Here is a 19839-nt window from a genome sequence, read left to right as displayed (position 1 = left end):
ATGTTCCGCAATTAAGATGTCACGTTGGATTTTGGTGAGGGACTATTTAATTTGCACCGGGTCCATTACCACGTTTGCGCTGTGAGGCTTGATGTAAAATTTCCCGTTCCCGGCGCGAGAGAGAACCGATACCCTCGCGTGAAATTTTATCTAGAATTTGATCGATTTCCAATTCGGAGTCCATTTTCCGGACATTTTTTCCCGCTTTCCACAGTTTAAGCTGCTGGAAAAGGGAGAATTGCGGAGCATACTGCGGTAAGCGGTAGCGGAAAAAAAGATAACCAACCAATAATCCGCTTAAATGTGCCAGATGCGAGACATTCCCCAGAGCATTGCCAACCCCGGCAAGAAATTCAAAAGCACCAAAGAGCAACACCATGGTTTTGGCTTTCATGCGTACAGGTAAGATGAAAAAGACCAGCAGGGTGATGATTTTTTCCGCAAAAAGGATGCCGTACGCCATAAGAATTCCAAAGATCGCCCCGGAAGCACCCACCGTGATGCTTTGTTCCCCGGCAAGTTTACCGACCACGGCAACACAAATTCCCGCCCCAAGTCCGCTGACGATATAATAAATATAGAATAAGCGGGTTCCGAGTTTTTGTTCCACATCACAACCGAACATCCATAAGGCAAACATGTTAAATGCCAGATGCCAAAAACCGCCGTGGAGAAACATATAGGTAAAAGGCTGCCAGAGGCGCATCTCGGTGACGGCCTGGGGAATCTGGAGAGCCATAAGATCCATCCAGGAATTTTTCCCAAATAGAAGTTGAAGAAGAAAGACGACAACATTGGCGATAATAAGTTTTTTGACAGCGGGTGTCCAAGGTTGGCCCACACTGTAACCGGGTGATGAACTCGTATAGTGATAAGTTGGCATGAAAGGATACTCCTGAAATAACGGCGTACAGCCGGACTGGTGCTGAATAAGTTGGATTATCATACGTCATTTTATGAAGCAGATGCAAGTCTGAAAATGTTTTCCCGGCAAAGAAAAAAAGTGACCGCGTTGAAGGTGGGTTTTTGAGCGGTTTGACGGTTGTCCGGTCCGGCTTAATGATTTTCGCTTGATGACGATACTAGACGCACGTTTTAATACACCTGTTTTAGAAAGAGGTGGAAAAATGATTTCCAATCGCTATTTGGCAATTCTTGCGGGGAATCATCACCGCGATAATCCGGAAAGGAAATTCTATTCTGCTGTTTTCAATTATTTGGATGATCGCAATTGGCCGGTAACAGTATGGCGCCATTGTAAAAAAAATAAATGGGTCCAGCGCAGTAGTGTTTTTGCCACGCTTTATTATGGTGTTTTATTGTGTTTGACATTGCGGAGCACGCTGGTGGTGGAGGCGTGTTTGTTGGATTCCATTGCCGGTGCGTTGCTGCTGGCAAAAAAAATTGTTCGTCATGATGTTATCATTTCCATCACCAGAGGGCGGTATTTTGTTCCGCGAAAACGGGGGCTAAGACGCTTGGCGATTGAGGCGGCCCATCTGGTTATTGTTGATTCAGAAGAAACGCGTCAACAATTATTGGAAGACGGGTTGGGTGGGAAATGGGTTCGTGTATTGCCCGCTGCGCAGGAATTTGCGCTGCTTCATGATCAGGCATCGGAAATCGGTGACGGATCGGAGCCGGCAATGACGTTTGAACCGGGACCGGTAGTACCATCCCCCGGAACCCTGGTAGAGGCGATTGAACAATTGGATATGAAATCGAGTTTACAGTATTCAAACAGCCGATGGTTTAATTAAGACGATAAATCCCCGCCAATACAAGCTGCCTGAAAATAATGATTGCCAAATGATTCGCTGTTTTGATATGCTGGGTGCATTCGAGATTCACTGGGAGCCCCAGTAATCTTCCTTATCCAGAGTGGCGTACGCCACGGCAACCGGTTTTTCGAGTCCGCGCTGAAAAATAAATGGTGCCAATTTCTCGGTCCGCTGGAAGGGTCGGAAAGATAAGGAGAGGCGTGGGATTTGGAAAACCAAAGTTGCCTCTTCGGATTTTCGGAGAGGTTTTTTTAAATGCGGGCCATCATCGGGCGGCTCCGCGCCAGGGCAATTTTTACACAAAAGGAGTTATTTTTTGGCTGAGAAGACCAATCCAATCATTGCTGAATCAGGTTCTGCAGGGATTATTGAGCTCCGGAAAATGCGGTTGAAGCTTCCAGCGGAAGGATTTAACCTGGAATGCGGTCGTTCGCTCAAGGAGATCGAGATTGCGTATGAGACCTATGGACACTTGAATGCGCAAAAGGATAACGCTGTTTTAATCCTTCATGCGTTAACCGGCGATGCCCACGCTGCCGGCCGGCATCAACCTGAAGATAAAAAAACCGGATGGTGGGATTTTATGATTGGGCCGGGAAAGGCATTTGATACCAACCGCTATTTTATCCTTTGCACCAATGTACTTGGCGGATGCCAGGGATCGACCGGCCCTTCTTCCGTCAATCCGGAGACAGGGAAACCCTACGGCATGGCGTTTCCCATGTTGACCATTGGAGATATGGTCAGGGCACAAAAAATGGTGGTCGAAGAATTTGGTGTTCAGCAGCTTTTTTCCATGGCCGGAGGCTCGATGGGAGGGATGGCAGTATTGGAATGGATGCTGCGTTTCCCGGACAGTGTGCGCTCTGCGATGATTTTTGCTTCCACGTCACAGCTTTCGCCGCAATCAATAGCGTTTAATGAGGTCGGTCGGCAGGCAATTATTTCTGATCCCCATTGGCAAAAGGGGGACTATTATGATAAGGAAAGCCGTCCGGAAACCGGACTGGCAATTGCCAGAATGATCGGTCATATAACCTATCTTTCCGAAAAATCGATGGATAAAAAATTTGGAAGGCGTCTTCAAAACCGGGAAGAATATGGGTATGAATTCAGCAAAGAATTTGAGGTGGAAAGTTATTTACATTATCAGGGCCTCCGGTTTGTACAGCGTTTTGACGCGAACACCTATTTATACATCACCAAGGCGATGGATTATTACAATGCGGCTGCGGACTGGGGCAAAGGAAGTCTGGAGAAAGCGTGTGCCCGTATTCAGGCCAAGACCCTGGTCCTGTCTTTTACTTCGGATTGGCTTTTTCCTTCCAGGCAGTCGAAAGAGCTGGTGAAGGCACTTCGACAGAACAACAGCGATGTTTCTTATCTGGAGATGGACTCGGATTACGGGCATGATGCATTTTTAATCTCTTCGGAAACACTTAATCGGGTGGTGGATAGTTTTCTGGATAATCTATATCAATCCGGTGGTGCCTGATGGTGCAGAATAGAATTTATGAAAATATTTTACTCTCTGATTATGATGTTGTGGTCTCTTTAATAGAGAAGGGAAGCCGGGTTTTGGATCTGGGTTGCGGCAATGGTTCCCTGCTGGTACGATTGATTAAAGAACGTCAGGTTCATGCCAGGGGCGTGGAAATTAAACAGGATGCGGTGATTGCCTGTATTCATAAAGGGTTATCCGTTTTTCAAGGAGATATCGATGCCGGTTTGGCGGATTATGGGAATGCCACCTATGATTATGTGGTGCTCAATCAAACCCTCCAGGCAATTCATCGGCCGGATTTTGTTATTGAGGAAATGCTGCGGGTTGGAAAAAAAGCAATTATATCGTTTCCGAATTTTGGCTATTGGCGAATTCGAAAAAATCTTATGCTGCGCGGTTGTATGCCCAGAACCAATAAATTACCTTTTGACTGGTACAATACGCCCAATATTCATCTTTTGACGATTCAAGATTTTATACACTTTTGTAAGGCACGGAAGATCACTATTTTAAAGAAAATCAGTCTATTGAAAAATAATCGGCGTGACAAAGCCAACACAGTTTCTTTTCTACCCAATTTTTTTGCAGATGAAGGGTTGTTTGTGATTACAAGTCAGGACCCGTCATGAATTTTTGGGTCGCTCAAGGAAAAAGATTGCTGGTGCTGATGAGCCTCGTATCCCTTTTAGCCGGTTGCGGGTTGCAAAAACAGACTGTCTGGACGCAGGATCATTTGGCTACATTTTATACTACCCCGCGGCAGGCACAGGTGGGCGAGATACAAGCGGCCATTCGAATTCAGGACAGGGATTACCGGATTTTAGAGATCGCAGCAGCGGAACTTGAACTGCGGGAAAGGGGTCAGGATAAGGGTAAAAGCATTATACTTAAATCCGGACCCGGCCGGGATTGGCGCGGTTGGATCGTGATTCCCAAACCGGGAAAATACGAGGTGTTGGTGACCTTTGCTGCAAAGTCACAAGAAAAAATTCCAGCACGTTTTTTTATTGAGGTGCCGAGCAAGCGTTAGTGCGTTGCCGGGTTTTTAAACAAAACAGGAGGTTTTATGAAAGAGAAAATTGAGAAGGTATTGGATGCGGTACGTCCTGTACTGCAAGCCGACGGCGGGAGCGTAGAATTGGTCGCTGTAGAAGGGGCGATTGTTAAAGTGCGTTTACAGGGTGCTTGCGGCAACTGTCCCATGGCGACCGTGACACTGAAGCAGGTTATTGAAAAAAAAATTAAGGAAGCCATTCCCGAAATTGAAAGCGTGGAGGCTGTTTGATCAAGCCGGCACGGGAAAAAAAAATAAAAGGCCGGGTACTCTATCGTGGTCGTATTTTAGATGTTTTTGTGGATACGGTACGTGTGCCGGGGGGCGGCGAACATATCCGGGAGGTCGTAGGACACCGACCGGCAGTTGCGATCGTTCCTGTTTTACCCAAGGGAAAAATAGTGATTATCCGGCAGTATCGCTATGCGGTAAAAAAATATCTTTGGGAACTCCCGGCCGGGCTGATTGACCGGGGCGAGACACCGCTCAAAGCAGCCCGACGTGAGTTGCTGGAGGAGACCGGGTATCAGGCGGGAAAAATGCATTCCCTGGTTTCCGTGTACAGTTCACCGGGATTCAGCCAAGAAAAAATCCATCTTTTTATTGCCCGTGATCTAAAAAAAGTTTCAGATCCGGCGTTGGATAGTGATGAATTTTTAGTGGCAAAAGTCATGGCATGGAGGACCGCGCTGACGCTGGTTCGAAAAGGGGAAATTGAGGATGGCAAGACGGTATTGGGCTTGATGTTGGCGCGAGAAAAATGATTGAAAATGAAAAACGGGATTGTACCTTTTGGACACAATTGTTAAAATGACAACCTTTACGAGATGGCGACTCCAGTTCGCATGGGAGGTTAAACATGCGCATTAAATATTACGGGCCAAGAGGTTCTTTGCCGACCCCGGGCAAGAACACGCTTCACTATGGCGGCAACACAACGTGTCTCTCTATTCGCGCCAACAATACACAGTTTATTGTGGATGGTGGATCAGGCTTACGGGTTTTGGGGAATGAACTTTTTGGGAAGCAGAAAAAAGGAGAGTATTTTTTTTTCTGGACCCATTTTCATTGGGATCATATTATGGGGTTTCCTTTTTTTGTGCCCAATTTTATTCCAGGGAATAAAATGAACCACTATGGATCATACCAGATGAAAAATGTTTTGCTGCGCCAGCAGGAGTTCATCACTTTTCCGGTGGCATTCAAGCAGATGCCGAGTGACCATACATTCCATACCGTACTAAAAAATAAATCAATCCAGGTACGCGGCGTGACGATTGATAATTGTCCGAATAATCATCCGGCCGGAGGATATATTTATAAATTTACCTGGAAGAATAAATCTGTTGTTTTTGCAACCGATACAGAGCATTTTGAGAAGGGCATGGACCAAAAGCTCCTAAAATTATCCCAAGGGGCGGATCTTTTAATCTACGATGCCCAGTATACACCTGAGGAATATGTCAAGGGGCGGCAAGGCTGGGGGCACAGTACCTGGGAGCAGGGGGTTGCACTGGCCAAGGCCGCCAAGGTGAAGCGGCTCCATCTCTATCATCATGATCAACTCCATACGGACGGTTTTTTAGAGAAAAAAATACTTGCACCTGCGCGCAAGCAGTTTGCAAAAACCCATTTGGCGCGTGAGGGATGGGAAATCAAACTATAAGGAATAGTAAAAGCATTATGCCTATCTTCCGCGAGAGTCACCAACGTAAGGCGGTTCTGAATAATTTATCAAATCGTCAAGATCATCCCGTGGCAGCTGATATTTATGCTGATTTGCGTCCCGCGATTCCCAATCTTTCACTGGGGACCGTTTATCGTAATTTGGAGATTCTGGAAACCCAAGGGAAAATTATTAGTATTAACGTTGGGCAGCGGGAAACCCATTATGATGCATTTATAGAACCGCACGCGCATTTTTATTGCAGGCAGTGCGAACGAATTTATGATTTTGATTTAGAGGAAAATTGCTGTCTGGTTCAAAAAAAACTCCAAACGGATGGTCATCGGATTGAAAAAACCAGTATTGAGTTTATCGGTATTTGCAAGTCCTGCACGTTCCAGTAAACCTGTCGGTTAACCATGTGTGGTTCATATCGTCCGTATTTGAAAAATAGTTAATGCTTGGAATAACCGCCGGGAGGATTCGATGAAAGTTTATCGTTCCGGCGCGAACACGATGGACAGCCTGTCCGGCGTACTTGCCCGGCGTAACTTGCCCGGCGAATGCCGGGTGCCGGGTAAGCCCGTGGATTTTTATCTTATTGTGGTTTTTGCAGCGGCGGATTTTTTACGGGATGTCCGTCAGTTGATAAAAAAGTTGTCGTTATCTGCCGGAGCGGCAATCGCTCCGGACATGCGGTGTCTTTTTTACGATGCCATGGATTTAACAACCTGCGTAATTTTAAGGGTGGTATGATCGCCGTAAGAACACTTTTGAAACACTAAGTCAGTTCAAGCATAATCAAATCGATCAATGAGGCAGGTGCCATGAAAGTAAAAACAAATAGCCGTACGCACTATAAGGATCTTCTTTTTCGACCTGTTTCTGCATGGGAAAATTGCACCCCGGCGGAAACCAAAGCGATTGATGCGTATGCCCAAGCTTACAAACGTTTTTTAGGCAGCGCGAAGACCGAGCGGGAATGTATTGAAATTATTGAAAAACGGCTGCAACGGGAAAAGTTCAAACCATTGCACCGTCTTCAGACCTTAAGCAAAGGTGATCGGGTCTATAAAAATATCAAAGGTAGGGCTTTGATTGCCGCCCGGATTGGAAACCCGCAGCAACCCTGGCGTATTGTCGGTTCTCATGTGGATAGTCCGCGTCTGGATTTAAAGCCCAATCCACTGTTTGAAGACGGTAATCTCGCCATGTTGCAAACGCACTATTACGGCGGGATTAAAAAATACCAATGGGTGAATGTTCCTTTGAGTATGCATGCAGTGATTCATACCCGACAGGGTGTGCGCACATTTGTGGTAGGGGAAAAAGAGGGGGAACCAAGATTTATGATACCGGACATGCCCCCGCATTTGGGAAAGGAACAAATGGCGAAAAGCGCCCGGGAAGCAGTACTCGGCGAGCAACTTCGAATTGTGGTCGGCAACCGGCCGCTGCCCAAGACCAAGGAAAACGAGAAAGTCAAACTGGCAGTACTTGATTGGCTTCACAAAAAATACGGAATCGTGGAGAAAGATTTTTTGACGGCGGATATAAGTTTTGTTCCGGCGGCGGCACCGGTTGATGTTGGGTTTGACCAATCATGTCTGGCAGCGTATGGCCAGGATGACCGCGCCTGTGTTTTTGCGACCCTGGAAGCAGCTTGTCAATCTGCGGACCCGCAGGGTGTTGCCGTGGCTCTGTTTGTGGATAAAGAAGAGATTGGTTCTTTCGGGGATACCTCTGCGCAAAGTCGCTTGCTGGATATTTTTACAGAAGAGATACGGCAAAAGCTTCGTCTGAAAAAAAGCACTGCCGCAATTCTTGAATCCGCCACTGCGCTTAGCGCGGATGTCACCGAGGCATTGAATCCTAATTTTAAGGAAATTAGCGATGTAAGAAACAGCTCCCGGTTGGGCGGCGGTGTTTCGATTGAAAAATATGGCGGCGGGGGCGGGAAATATTCCACCAATGAGGCGTCCGGAGACTATATGAGCTGGTTGACCCGGCTGCTGGAAAAACAGAAAATAAAGTGGCAGACCGGAGAATTTGGTCGACTGGACCTCGGCGGCGGGGGTACAATAGCAATGTATCTTTCACGTTACGGAATGGACACCATTGATGTTGGTCCTCCCTTGCTTTCAATGCATTCGACGCAGGAATTGGCCAGCAAAGTGGATGTGTACTTTGCCTATCGATGCTATCAACACTTTTTCCAAGTTTAATATGTTAATCGTGAATTTTCCGGCATTCGCCAGGCAAGCCCGGCTTTAACTGCGTGACATGAGAGGGGAAATTGAATAGTCATGAATAATCAGGCGGGGGAAATTCAACCAGGATGAGAAATAAAAAAGCGGTGGCAGTTGAGCTGCAACAATCCAGCAGGGATAATAAATTTTGCATGCGCTCCACTTCCACGATTCAGGAAGCCAAGCAGTTTGTGCGCTGGATGTCCAAGGATAAGGCGGTACTGGATTATTTTGCCGGCGATGTGGACAAAATTCCGCGTGATCTCTGGGAACCCATGGAGAACCTCCGCACAAGCAAAGGGGACGAACTTTATATTGATCTGCTGCAGGCGCTGACGCATAAGCAGTTTTCACCCCAAGAGGCGAAGCAGCTTTGGCAGGAAATTATTTTACATAAGTATTATATGTCTGAAAAGCTAGGGCGGAATGTCGGGATCAAAGTAGCGGTATTGGATTATCTGAATAATTATTCAGGGCAGGGAAAAGATTTGAAAATGCTCCCGGAAAAAGATTTGGATTGTTTATTGTTGTTTGTCAATGAAGATGGACTCACCGGGTTGTACAACCACCGTTATTTTCAGGAAAATCTGCGTGATGAATTGGCACGCTGCCAACGGTATAACCGGACCTTTAGTCTGTTGTTTATTGATTTGGACCATTTTAAAATATATAACGATAGTTTAGGACATATGAAGGGTGACATTTTATTGCGTGAAATTGCCGGATTTTTTAAAGGACATAGCCGCGAAGCGGATACGGTGGCACGTTATGGCGGTGATGAATTTGCCCTTATTCTTCCGGAGACAAATCATAAAGAGGCGTTGGTTTTTGCCCATCGGCTGCATAAAAAATTTGAGAAGCAGCAATTTGGAAAAAATGAATCTGGGATTTTGCAAATTATTACCATGTCAGTGGGTGTCGCGACATTTCCGAATGATGGAAAGGTGCCGGAGGAATTGGTGGATGCGGCGGATAAAGCGCTTTATCGGGCCAAACGGGCTGGACGTAATTGTGTGCGTTTTGCACGACACTCTCGTACCGAACAGTTACAACATTAATTATTTAAGTAAGTCATAAGACTGCCTCATATTGGGGGCTCTTTCAAATTGAGTTTGTCTATCTGGAATCCCTTGTGATGGTAAAAATGCCTAAAAAACAAATATTTTTACTGATTGAGACGTCTATATTATGTATGCTTTACAATGGAATACCATGAGTTGGGCGATGCGGAAATGTTAATGTGTTATTTGCATGAATGGAAATGATCATGCGGTTTAATATTAACTTGAATTCAGACAGGATTAATTAATAGAGGAAGATGACAATGGTTTTTTTCATCGGCCCCTTAACAATCAAAGAAGAGGAAATGTCGACGAGTTTAAGTAAAAATATAATAATGGTTATTTGCTTAGGTATTGGATTTTTATTTTCTACCACGGCATCTGTTTTTTCTGAAAATTCAAACACACCATCTACAAGTTTTGCAAAGGCAGGTTGGCAATATGTTCAGCAATCAACGATGACATTTGACTCGCTATCAAAAAGCCTTTATTTGCAAACAATCTATTCGGAAAACGTATTCAGTCTAATAGGTTTTTTGGATAAAAATTTATTTTTAGAAGGTACTTATATTCCTTTTCGGAATTATCAAGAGCGGATTCTTTTTCAGTCTAACAATATTTATACACAGAAAACAGATGTATCTCTCCATATAAATTTTTTACAGGAACAACCGTATACTTATGCCGCATTTAATGGGCAAATTGGTTTTGGATATTTATGGGCAAACAATGATACATCAAATATCGGCGGGATCATACAGATACATAATTTTGTCCGTTATATGCCGCAGGTTATTCGGTATAAACATCCACAGCATCAAGCGGCATTTCGAGTCGGTGGCGAGATCTATATATCCTATCGAATCATGCAAGTCGATTTTCGAATTTTTGGTGGTCTGTATGCAGAAGGAAGCGGGTGGATGGATTTTCATGAAAATGGCCGACAAGACAGTGCATTACAGATGGTGACAACACAAGGTATACGTTTGCATTTGGATCATACAGGAATTGAATTCGGTGTAGGTTTGAATCAATATCATGAAAGTGATTCGATAAGAAATGAATGGTCTGTATCGATGAAAATTCCTTTATATAGATTAGTCAATCCATAAGTAGGTGAATGAAAAAGGATGAAGAACTTATCAATGCTTGCTTTACGTTGTTTGACTGCCGGTTTACTGGGCGTTTTAAGTGTTCAATTAGTAGTTGTGAGTATTTATTGGTTTCATAATTCTCGACTTTCAATGTTTATCTGGATTTTAGTGAGTATGGTCGTTGCAGGTTTAATACTCAGTGCGAAATTGCGTGAATATTGTTTTAGATATTCTGGATGGTATTTTTTATGGTTGTGGCTCGGTATTATTTTGTCTGCTGTACTATTGGCCGAAACGGTTGCTCCAGTATTATTCTTTGTTTATCTCGGGCCTTTATTGCTATTGAGTATTTTTATATATCAACCAATGATGTTGTTTGCTTGGGTGAGAAAAAAAACAAGTAAAGTTGTTGCTTTGGAAGCCCCGAAAAAGACATCTGCATGCGTATATTTTCATGAAAATATTGCGCGCCAAGTAAAAGGGGAATCATTCGTTTTTAGCATAGTTAAAATAGTATTGCTGATTGGTTTTCTTTTCATTGCACCACTATTTAGCTTAGCTGGATTGACACGACTGCCATTTTTCGCCTTGTCCGGTGTTATTACATTGTTCACGCCCCCCCTTGAACTTGGTGATGTAAAAATTCCGAGTCTTCAACAATCATTGAATTACCTTATATTTAAGACATCTTCGGTCTCGCGTCGTCAAGGTGTGAATTATGCGAGTGAAGAGCAAACCAAGGATGAAAGAGGGAATCCACGAAGTGCGGTGAATCTAAGCACAACCACTTTTTCGAAAAATGTTACGCGTCCATTGTCTTATCATGCACCGTTGGCGATTTCGGAACAAAAGCATACGCCAAATCAAATACAAAGTATAAAAAAAATCGAGTATGCCGTTGCAAGGCAACCGCTAACATATAAATTAGCTGTTATTAAAAAAGGTGTGTTGGTTGTAAAGAAAAAACCATCAAAGTTATTTTATCATGCGTACGAAAAAGCACGCCAAAGGGACAAACGTGGTGAAAATAATTTCTATTTGTCGACAACATCATTAACCGGACCGGGTTTAATCGCATGGCAGCTGTCACCCAAAACAATTCGAGCGATGCGATTTTTAAGGTTTGTCAGCTCTGGAAGATACGCCGGAAAAAAGGGGTATACCAGCATCCAAATCGATGTTTTGACACCTAAAGGAAGACAAAGCATTAAAATTGATCCTCGTTTCACATTTGGATATCAACAAGTTGATTTACATGATGCGTTTTTACGAAATTCAATCAATATTGATGAAATTGATGGTGGTGTACTAAAAATATTCGTCAAAAGTCATCAAGGTGATGCTTATGCAACCATTGAAAATGTCCGATTGGAATCTGAGCATAAAGTGCTGTGGCAGGATGAATCGCATTTGAATATTCGAGATTATTATGCTGTGAAAGCATTTTGTGAAGATTTGAATATTAGCTTTGATTTTTTAATACGTGTTGTTCAATTGTTGCGTTTTGGAATTGATCAAAAAGCAGAAGATATTAAAGCAGTGGCACGTTACAACTGGTATTTAGTTTTTATTACTGAAGCCTTTAATTATATAAGTAACCTACATTTGAATATTAATGAAGTGCAGGCGATATTAGCGAAATATGATATAGCGCAACTGGAGTATTACGTTGATCGATTAAAAGAAGGGATGAAATGTGATGGCTGGGATGAAGAAGGATTGATGAATTTTATCGTTCCTGAGCGAGATTGTTTTCAAGAAAATAGGGAGCAATTACTTTTTAATGCTTTTTATATTCAATATATCGATTTTTTAGCTCAGGCCACCGAAGGGTGTGAATCTGAAACTGGTCTTTCCGGTCAACCAATTTTTGAGCCCGTCATTGGATTTTATTCAAATAGTGATAAAATTCAATTGCAATCCACCTCGAAGGTATCCGGAAATTCGCTCAATATATTTCTTGCAAGCAAAGAAATTGATCTTTCTTTAAAAGGTTTTCAGCACATGATTACGCGACATCATATTTTTCCAGAAGAAAACCGTTCCATACAAGAAGCACTTCAGAAGTTTGCTGAAGCGAGCGAGTTGTCTTTTCAGGATAAACAGGCGTACCAAGCCTATGGGGATCAAAAGGATATACCAGAAGAGACAGATCGATTGTTAGAAAAATATGAGCTCATGTCGGTCTTGAAAAGAAAAATATTACAAACCTATTCAGCAAGAGAGATTGAAGCAATCATATTAAAATATAAGTGGTCACTCTACGGATATCGGCCCGGAAATCGATTGTATCAGGAATTGAAAAGTTTGTTGAAAACGGGAAAGTTTCAACCACCACCTGATATTCAGGGGATTCATCTGGAAGTAAATGCTGAGTTAGAGAAACATGGCTTTCGAAAAATATCATTCAACGATTTTATGCGTATTGTAAAGCACGATGCGAATGTTTCAGAAAAATATAAACCATGGATACAATATTTTACGAGTAAATATGCTAAACCGTTTGAAGCGTTTCAACTTATTGTGACACGCTATCCTTTATATCTGCAAATCAACCAAGAAAATGCAATCCTACCGATGCATGAATTAAATGAAATTCAAAATAAATTGCGCACAACATTATTTTGGCAAGAATTTCGTGAGGATATTTTGTCCCAAGAGATCAATTGGCTGCGTGAAACATGGGCAAAGGAATATGAACTAAAATATGAGGAGCTTAACCGATTATTGAAAGTCAATGCCCAAGAGTTTGATCGTGTTCAGACTCGGGAAAAACAGGCACTCGTTATCCTATGTTTTTATCTTATGGGAAGAGGTCATCGATATGGTCTGGAAACTTTGGAAGAGACATTTCGGATTTTATTGAATGAGGAGTACTTTATTGAGAATGGTGTTATTTGTGAGGATAATTATTTGGAGGTATCCACGCGAATGCTCGCAAACGGATATTTTGAAAAATTTGGGCTGAAGACAAAAAAAGAGATTGTGCTGATCATGAAAAATATGGCAAAAGTGAGAAACGCCAGATTTGTTACAACTCGGCCACGGCCGGGTGGTGGAAGCCCTGTAGTTGAAGAAGCAGAAGGCATGGAACGGTATGCTGATGGTTTGGTGCAGAGGATTGCTTCGGGAGGATATAGCAGACGTACATTGTTTCATGAAAAGTGTATAGATATTTTTCAAGCAGTGAAAGGGAAACAACTTCCAAGGGAACCGACCATTGAGGAGATGTTCATTTCATTTATGTCACCTCAATTAACAATAGCACAGTTTAGTAAAATGCTTGAAAACTATAGTCAGGGTTTGATATCTGCAAATGAAATGGAAATAAAAAAAAGTAGGACTTTGATGGTGCATGAAATGAAACCGGAAGATGTTCGTGCATTGCTGTTAAAAACAGAACCTTCGTTTGGGCCGGGAGCATCTCTCCAATTTTGGCGGGATCGGCAATTGTGCGGGAATCATACATATAATATTGGTGTTTCTGTTCGAGAAATGCTTCCGGAATTTGTCCTGAATCAGTGGCGACAAGAAACAGGATGGTCAATTGAAAGACTTGAAAAACTCATGAGAGTGTTATGGCACCAGTATGGCCCAGGACATGAATCAGGTGCGATGATCAGTATGCTCAGGAATTTATTGGATCAATGGAAAAAGCAAAAAGTATATACAGAAGAAGAACCGACAAAAATCTTATCATCACAACAGAAGCAGCACAATCAATGGCGGAAACAAGATGGTGCCATTACGCTGCCACAAATTGGTAATTATTATTTTTCAGAAGATTGTTGTGTTTGGGATTGGATAAAAGGCGGGGGACTTAACGCAGAAATAATTAAAAATAACCAATTGTTAATACATGGTGGGGGTCAGGAGGATAGTCGTGGTGAAATTGAAAGGACGATGATTCTGCCACCTGGACATCATATTCTTACAATTCAAATTAATAAGCTGGTACCAACGCAACACATGTATTTGAAAGTCTATCATGATGCATATCGACAAAAAATATTTCAAATGGCTCGAACAGAGAGGAACCGTACTCTGCAGCGTGATTTTGGTGCGGCGTTACCTCGTGGTGGTGCCTCAAAAGTCAAGCATGAAAAAACGAGTGAGGAGGTATTACCATGGGTGCAAACGGTAATGGCGTCTCCTGGCATCTATTACATTAATTTGCCTGAAAAAAAAATGTCTGAAGCGAATGGTTGTATTCGATTGGTGTTGGGTTTGGCAGAGAGTATTGGGAGTAGTGAAAAATCCGGGAAACGAGAAGATCTAAAAAAACAATCAAAAGCAAATAACAAAAGTCAAAATAAAAAAGAACTTTGGGCGATTATTGAAGGCATACAGTTACGAAAAAAAAGCGTGCTGCCGGAGAAGTTCGGAAATATATTGTCATATGAAAAAGGTATCAATTTGATTTTTCGTGAAGGTGTGATTGATCCTAAGGCGGAAATTTATATTACGCCGTTTCAAAATCATTTCGTTCTTCCAGATGCGTTGTCCGAAATATCTTGCGGTGCTACGCTGGATTTTTATCAAGGAAATCAGGGTCAAATGAAACTTGCGGTTCGTGGAACGGAAAGCAAGGATCAACCAAATCAGTTTAGCAACATACAAGATAAAAAAAAGGGAGTGTTAAGAACGTCTGCAGAGCAGCCGTCAGATTATCCCCGGAATTATGGGTATATTTATAGAACGGTGATACTACGAAAAATTCCCAAATATATTTGGGTAGATGTTGAGGAGAGAACTCCGCTCGTGAATGGGTGGATTATCATTGAATCTGAGGGGAAAAATAATCGAAGACAAAAAAACAAAGCAGTTTATATTAAATTAAAACCAAAATTAACACCGGGAAGTCATGTATATCAGTTAGACTGGAAATTTATCGAAAAACACTTCAAGCTAGATAAGGCAACAGGACTTTATCACTTGGTTTTTAAAATTGGGATCGAGACGACTTCGCCGGAATTATCAATTCAGAATTCACGAGTCATTCTAAGGACATTAAAATTGCTGTTTTCAGAAGAAGACTTGGAATTTGTGATGCAAAGTGGGGGGCGTAATGGACAGCCACCATTTTTTGGAATGAATACTCAGGATCCATTACGCCGTATTATTCGGATAAAAAAAGGTGCAGAGGGAAAATTACAGCCCTATGCTCCTTACCGAGTAAAAAATGTAAGAAAAATACTACCACTTAAAAAAACTGAATATCCGGATCTAGAAAAAATCCATTCATTACATGATGAATCAAGTATTAATGATATGGTACATCGATACTTGGTTATTGGAACTTCATTTGAATTAATAACATTGAATACAAAAAAAACATTACGAATGCAAGCTGATACCATCATGTTTAATCATCGACATGGAAAACATCCAGAACATGATGTGGCGATTGTAGGACTTGATCGTGGGTCGATTAATTCTATGAAACCGCTTATGCGGTACTTATTGGAAAATGATCATTGGGGTTTGAATTATATTATATGTGGCAATAATGGCTACGCGGATGTGTTGGCAGCCACAGGATGGGATCTGGTTGGGAATTATCCTGGAATTCATTTTTGGGCGGGACCTTTAACAATTTGGCATAAACCTTCAAAAACGATAGCGTTAGATGAACTGAATCCCGATTCGCGATCAATGCTGGGATTGACAATACATCCGGATGCTTCACGACGAAGAAATATGATTAAAGAAAGTTTTTTTAGTAATTTAACCGGGAAAGAAGATTTACCCGGGAAAATTCAAAATATTGTGAAGGCATGGAAAGGCTTTGGTCCTCTATGGGGAGTTGTCGTAATTATTTTGGGAGTCATGATGTTATTTTATATTATTATAAAATATAAATCTATGCAAATTCGGCTACGTATGAAGCATCGCATTCCTATTGTTTTTATTGCCATGTCATTTGTTTTTTGGGTTTTTCTTCATTTTGAAGCGAGATCTTGGAATTACATCTGGGATTTGTCAATGTATCAATCTGAATGTATTTATCCATATCAACTGACACGCTATATTGGGGACAGTCCATTTTATCGTGGAGCATTGGGTCATTATAATCCTTGGGTATTTAAACTTGTCGCAATAGGTCAAAATATTCGTGATCGGCTGCAGGGCAAACAGAGAAGTTATATTGAACAAACTGGTGAGAAAGAATACTACTTTGATGACTCTAATCGTTTGATTGATTATTTAAACTATTTTCTTCCTAAACCATATACCATTGCAGAGTTTAATACTATGGCGAAAAATATGCAGTATGATTCATTTCAGGATTTTATAAATACTGGTTCTATACGTGCTGATCAGTTAGCCTATTTTATTGCCTCGTATGGTGATCTTGTTTTGAAAATGCCGGCACCCAAAGCAGAGAAAATTTCAGATAAGAAAGCAGCAATGATTCTCCGTGAAGTAGTTGATTTAGAATATTGGCGTAAGCAAATTAATCACGATTTGTCTCGGTTTTATGGCGCTAATCAATGGGAATATTATTTGACACATCGTGATTTCAAAAGAGTTCTTGCCAGAGCTGGGATTTTTATTCGCCAAGGATCATTTAAAGGGTTGAAAACCTATGGTGAATTATATCATTCTATAATAAAACATTTGGGATGTTATGCTTACCCTGTTCATCATTTGCCTAAGCTGGGTTTGCCTCGGATTCATCAGGAGAATTATCAAATGCTTTCGTTGGAAGATCAGATAATTTTAGAGCGTTATGCCAAACAAGCTGGATTTGAAGGTGTTCGAGATTTTCTTAAAGGAATTCCGCATTGCGAAGAAATCAATGAACTGTTGAAGAAATTTAGACCGTGATGATGAAAATGAATAGTACTTGTCCGCTGGCGATTATAGAGAAGTTGGGAAGCAATTTGATCAGAAGATTCTATGGAATAAAAAAGGATTTAATTAGAAATGATGAATAGGATTTTATTTTTAATAATCTCGTTAATGATGATAAATGCAGCAATGGCGGAAGATCATCATGCGTCACAAGTTGATATTGCTTCTTTTCAACCATGGATATTGAAGGATGTTGCTGTTTCTCAAAAAAACGGTATTTTACAAATCAGAAATCTTCATTCAGAGGAATATGGTGGTGCATATATTCCTTTAGCCTTGAATGGCCCTTATAATCGTTATGAAATATCAATTCGAGACGTTCATGGTGTCAAAGAAAATATCAAGGGGTATCATGGTTATTTTTCGCTAACACGTATAGTGCGCGGAAACCGGGAAACGTTTAGTGCCAAAGGTATGGAATTTACTCAGCCGGGTAAGTATTATTATTTAGACAAAGAAAAAATAATCCAAAAGTATTATCGTTCCAACAAACCTACGGGTCCTGTCCAGATGGATGACCAATTAATAAAGTATCAAATTCTCGGAAAACAACTTGAAGAAAAACTTATACAACAGCTGCCACCCAAAGAACATTACCGGATGAAACAGTTGACTGCTGATATAGAATGGGAGACCCAAAAAAAATTGGTTCAACTTCTCAAAAATGATCAAAAAGCTTCGGGAGCATTTGATGCTGTTGAGGAATTGAAATGGCAAATGATTCGAGAATTAAAAGAGACCAATAAATCGGTGAAACAGTATTTAGAGAATGTTGTTTCAGAAAAAGAATGGATATTATGGAGGGCGATTAAACAGAGCGACCCAAGACTAAAAGAGTTTATGTTATCAGAGGCAACAATGTATGGCTGGCAACAAAGAGAAAAAATGTGTGGGAACGAAAAATTTTGCCGTTTTTTTAAAGAAATTATACCAGCCAAGAGGATCGATCTTTTATTGGAACTTTATGACCGTGATCAGGAAAAGTATATGGAAGTATGGAAGGAGAGCGAATTGATTCGGCTGGAAATGTTGGCGGAAGCACAGCAAGGTTGGCCGGGCTTGGAAGAAAGAATGAAGCATTGGCGAAAATTGGATCGTCAAAGAAGACAACATGATCGGTTAAAGAATCAAGATTTAAATAAGTCTGTGTTTTTCCAAGGGCGGTTTTTTAGCGAAAAAGAAGGAAAAAAAGCTAGGCAGGACAAACGATTCCGTGGATTTTTAGAAAAAATTGAGGTGGGTAAATATCGGAGACTTCAGAAGATGATTCGGGAGCATGAGCGAGAAGTGGAGATAAGGGTGTTTCTTCGCGATAAGAAAAAGCAAGAAATAAAATGGCGAAATGAAATCAAAAGAAAAGCTTCTCCAGAGGTAAGGCGGGTTATGGAAGCTGACGAAAAAAAAATGACAAAGATACGAAACAGATTGCTTATAGAAAAGTATTCTGAAAAGCAGGATGTTATTTTTCGAGTGCTCGATATGTCAGGTTTCAGAGATCAATTTAGTGGACATATAAAAAAAAGTTTAAAACAACACTGGGGGAGATGGATAAAAAATAGAGAAAGAGGCTTTGATGAATTTTCTTTTTATATGTTGAGGCGACAATGGGGAGGGCATCCCCCTGTATTTGCGGTTCAGCATATGCATGAATTTTTAGAGCACTTGCTCAAGGAACAAGAATACGATCATGAAATTATTGCTGAAGTTAACCAAAATTTGACAATGAAGCAGAGAATGGAAGAAGGATATCAACAAAGATATTTGGAGGTTCAGTGGAAAAGTTTTGAGCTAGATCAAACTTGCGTTCCCTATTGGGAGCTTTTGATGAAACTAGAGGATGAAGAAACAAATAAAAAAGAAGATCATCATCTTTATGGCATGTTCTATAGGCAATTGAATCATCAGTTACATTGGAATATGCTGTCTAACAAAAACCTGCGTGGTCAATTAGAAAAGTGGGTTCGAATAAGTGAAGCGGAAAAAATGAAAGATGAAAAATATGGATTTATTTTAAGAAAAATTGAGCAAATGGCTTATGATATACAATTAGAACATCAGATGTTTCGTCAGGTGCAGCATCAACTTGAGGAAAAGTTACTTTCTCATCCTGAATTTGGACAACAGATTAGAAGGCTCAATAGAAAATTGTACTATCGTCTGCTAAATCATCCTCGATTTGGGCGAAAAATATATGAAGTGAATAAGACGGTATTTGATTTAAAAATGAAAGATAGGAAGTTTGCCGCAGTGATTTCAAAATCAGAAAGTGCAATACTAGCTCAGCCATATTATCGGAAAATCATCCGTCGTTTGGATGAATTGTCCTATAAACGACTTCTTCAGAATTCGGAATACCGGGAATGGGTACAAGAACCGCTTGCGAAACAAATCAATGATATACAATCAAAAGATCCGGAATGGTACGAAAATGTTGTTATCGTTGAAATCGGCATTTCTCCAGGGGCAGTATTAAACATAGATCAAATTCTTATTTCTACCGATGATGGGAAGTCTCTGCGGATTAATTTGTGATTGAGAAATCTACTCTGAAATAATGAAATAAGTTGTCGTC

15 protein-coding genes and 1 riboswitch are annotated in these 19839 nt (G+C 41.3%); of the genes, 14 read left to right on the top strand and 1 reads right to left on the bottom strand.

All coding sequences use genetic code 11. The features are described 5' to 3' along the window. Positions 1–46 precede the first annotated feature (46 nt). Entirely contained in the window at positions 47–883 is an 837-nt protein-coding gene (locus K8S19_08950) for a rhomboid family intramembrane serine protease (GenBank protein MCD4813804.1), read from the bottom strand. Between the two features lie 244 nt (positions 884–1127). On the opposite strand from K8S19_08950, the gene K8S19_08945 reads away from it, so the two are divergent. The 14 genes from K8S19_08945 (at position 1128) to K8S19_08880 (ending at position 19799) form a co-directional block, all read left to right on the top strand. Further along, positions 1128–1760 (top strand): hypothetical protein, encoded by a 633-nt coding sequence (locus K8S19_08945; GenBank protein ID MCD4813803.1) that lies wholly within the window; start codon positions 1128–1130, stop codon positions 1758–1760. A 109-nt stretch (positions 1761–1869) separates the two neighbouring features. Further along, a riboswitch (SAM riboswitch) is annotated at positions 1870–1976 on the top strand. Between the two features lie 187 nt (positions 1977–2163). Then, entirely contained in the window at positions 2164–3276 is a 1113-nt protein-coding gene (locus K8S19_08940) for a homoserine O-acetyltransferase (protein MCD4813802.1), read from the top strand. Further along, positions 3276–3914 carry a methionine biosynthesis protein MetW gene (metW, locus tag K8S19_08935; protein MCD4813801.1) on the top strand — a complete coding sequence of 213 codons (639 nt, stop codon included), beginning with the start codon at positions 3276–3278 and terminating at the stop codon, positions 3912–3914. The genes K8S19_08940 and metW overlap by 1 nt, the downstream gene beginning before the upstream one ends. Continuing rightward, the gene (locus K8S19_08930) at positions 3911–4315 is read left to right on the top strand and encodes a hypothetical protein (protein ID MCD4813800.1); all 405 of its coding nucleotides are present in this window, start codon (positions 3911–3913) and stop codon (positions 4313–4315) included. The genes metW and K8S19_08930 overlap by 4 nt, the downstream gene beginning before the upstream one ends. A gap of 36 nt (positions 4316–4351) precedes the next feature. Next, the gene (locus K8S19_08925; GenBank protein ID MCD4813799.1) at positions 4352–4570 is read left to right on the top strand and encodes a NifU family protein; all 219 of its coding nucleotides are present in this window, start codon (positions 4352–4354) and stop codon (positions 4568–4570) included. Beyond that, entirely contained in the window at positions 4570–5103 is a 534-nt protein-coding gene (locus K8S19_08920) for an NUDIX hydrolase (GenBank protein ID MCD4813798.1), read from the top strand. The genes K8S19_08925 and K8S19_08920 overlap by 1 nt, the downstream gene beginning before the upstream one ends. A gap of 95 nt (positions 5104–5198) precedes the next feature. Then, complete coding sequence (locus K8S19_08915) at positions 5199–6005, top strand: MBL fold metallo-hydrolase (protein MCD4813797.1); 807 nt, start codon at positions 5199–5201, stop codon at positions 6003–6005. Between the two features lie 17 nt (positions 6006–6022). After that, complete coding sequence (locus tag K8S19_08910) at positions 6023–6409, top strand: transcriptional repressor (GenBank protein MCD4813796.1); 387 nt, start codon at positions 6023–6025, stop codon at positions 6407–6409. 261 nt (positions 6410–6670) lie between these two features. Beyond that, positions 6671–6790: a rhodanese-like domain-containing protein gene (locus K8S19_08905; protein MCD4813795.1), complete on the top strand. Its 120-nt coding sequence runs from the start codon at positions 6671–6673 to the stop codon at positions 6788–6790. A 42-nt stretch (positions 6791–6832) separates the two neighbouring features. Next, the gene (locus K8S19_08900) at positions 6833–8230 is read left to right on the top strand and encodes an aminopeptidase (GenBank protein ID MCD4813794.1); all 1398 of its coding nucleotides are present in this window, start codon (positions 6833–6835) and stop codon (positions 8228–8230) included. Between the two features lie 113 nt (positions 8231–8343). After that, complete coding sequence (locus tag K8S19_08895) at positions 8344–9312, top strand: DUF4032 domain-containing protein (GenBank protein ID MCD4813793.1); 969 nt, start codon at positions 8344–8346, stop codon at positions 9310–9312. A 266-nt stretch (positions 9313–9578) separates the two neighbouring features. Next, on the top strand, positions 9579–10427 hold the full coding sequence (locus K8S19_08890) for a hypothetical protein (GenBank protein MCD4813792.1): 849 nt from the start codon (positions 9579–9581) through the stop codon (positions 10425–10427). Between the two features lie 18 nt (positions 10428–10445). After that, positions 10446–17240, top strand: coding sequence for a hypothetical protein (locus tag K8S19_08885; GenBank protein MCD4813791.1), 6795 nt, complete (start codon positions 10446–10448; stop codon positions 17238–17240). Positions 17241–17339: 99 nt separating this feature from the next. After that, positions 17340–19799 carry a hypothetical protein gene (locus K8S19_08880; protein MCD4813790.1) on the top strand — a complete coding sequence of 820 codons (2460 nt, stop codon included), beginning with the start codon at positions 17340–17342 and terminating at the stop codon, positions 19797–19799. The last annotated feature ends 40 nt before the right edge of the window (positions 19800–19839 follow it).

The sequence above is a fragment of the bacterium genome, assembly GCA_021108215.1.
Taxonomy (GTDB): Bacteria; Oederibacteriota; JAAXVQ01; order JAAXVQ01; family JAUVAV01; genus JAIORK01.
The sequence above is the reverse complement of the archived record's forward strand: the minus strand, read 5'-3'. Positions and strand labels throughout refer to the sequence as shown.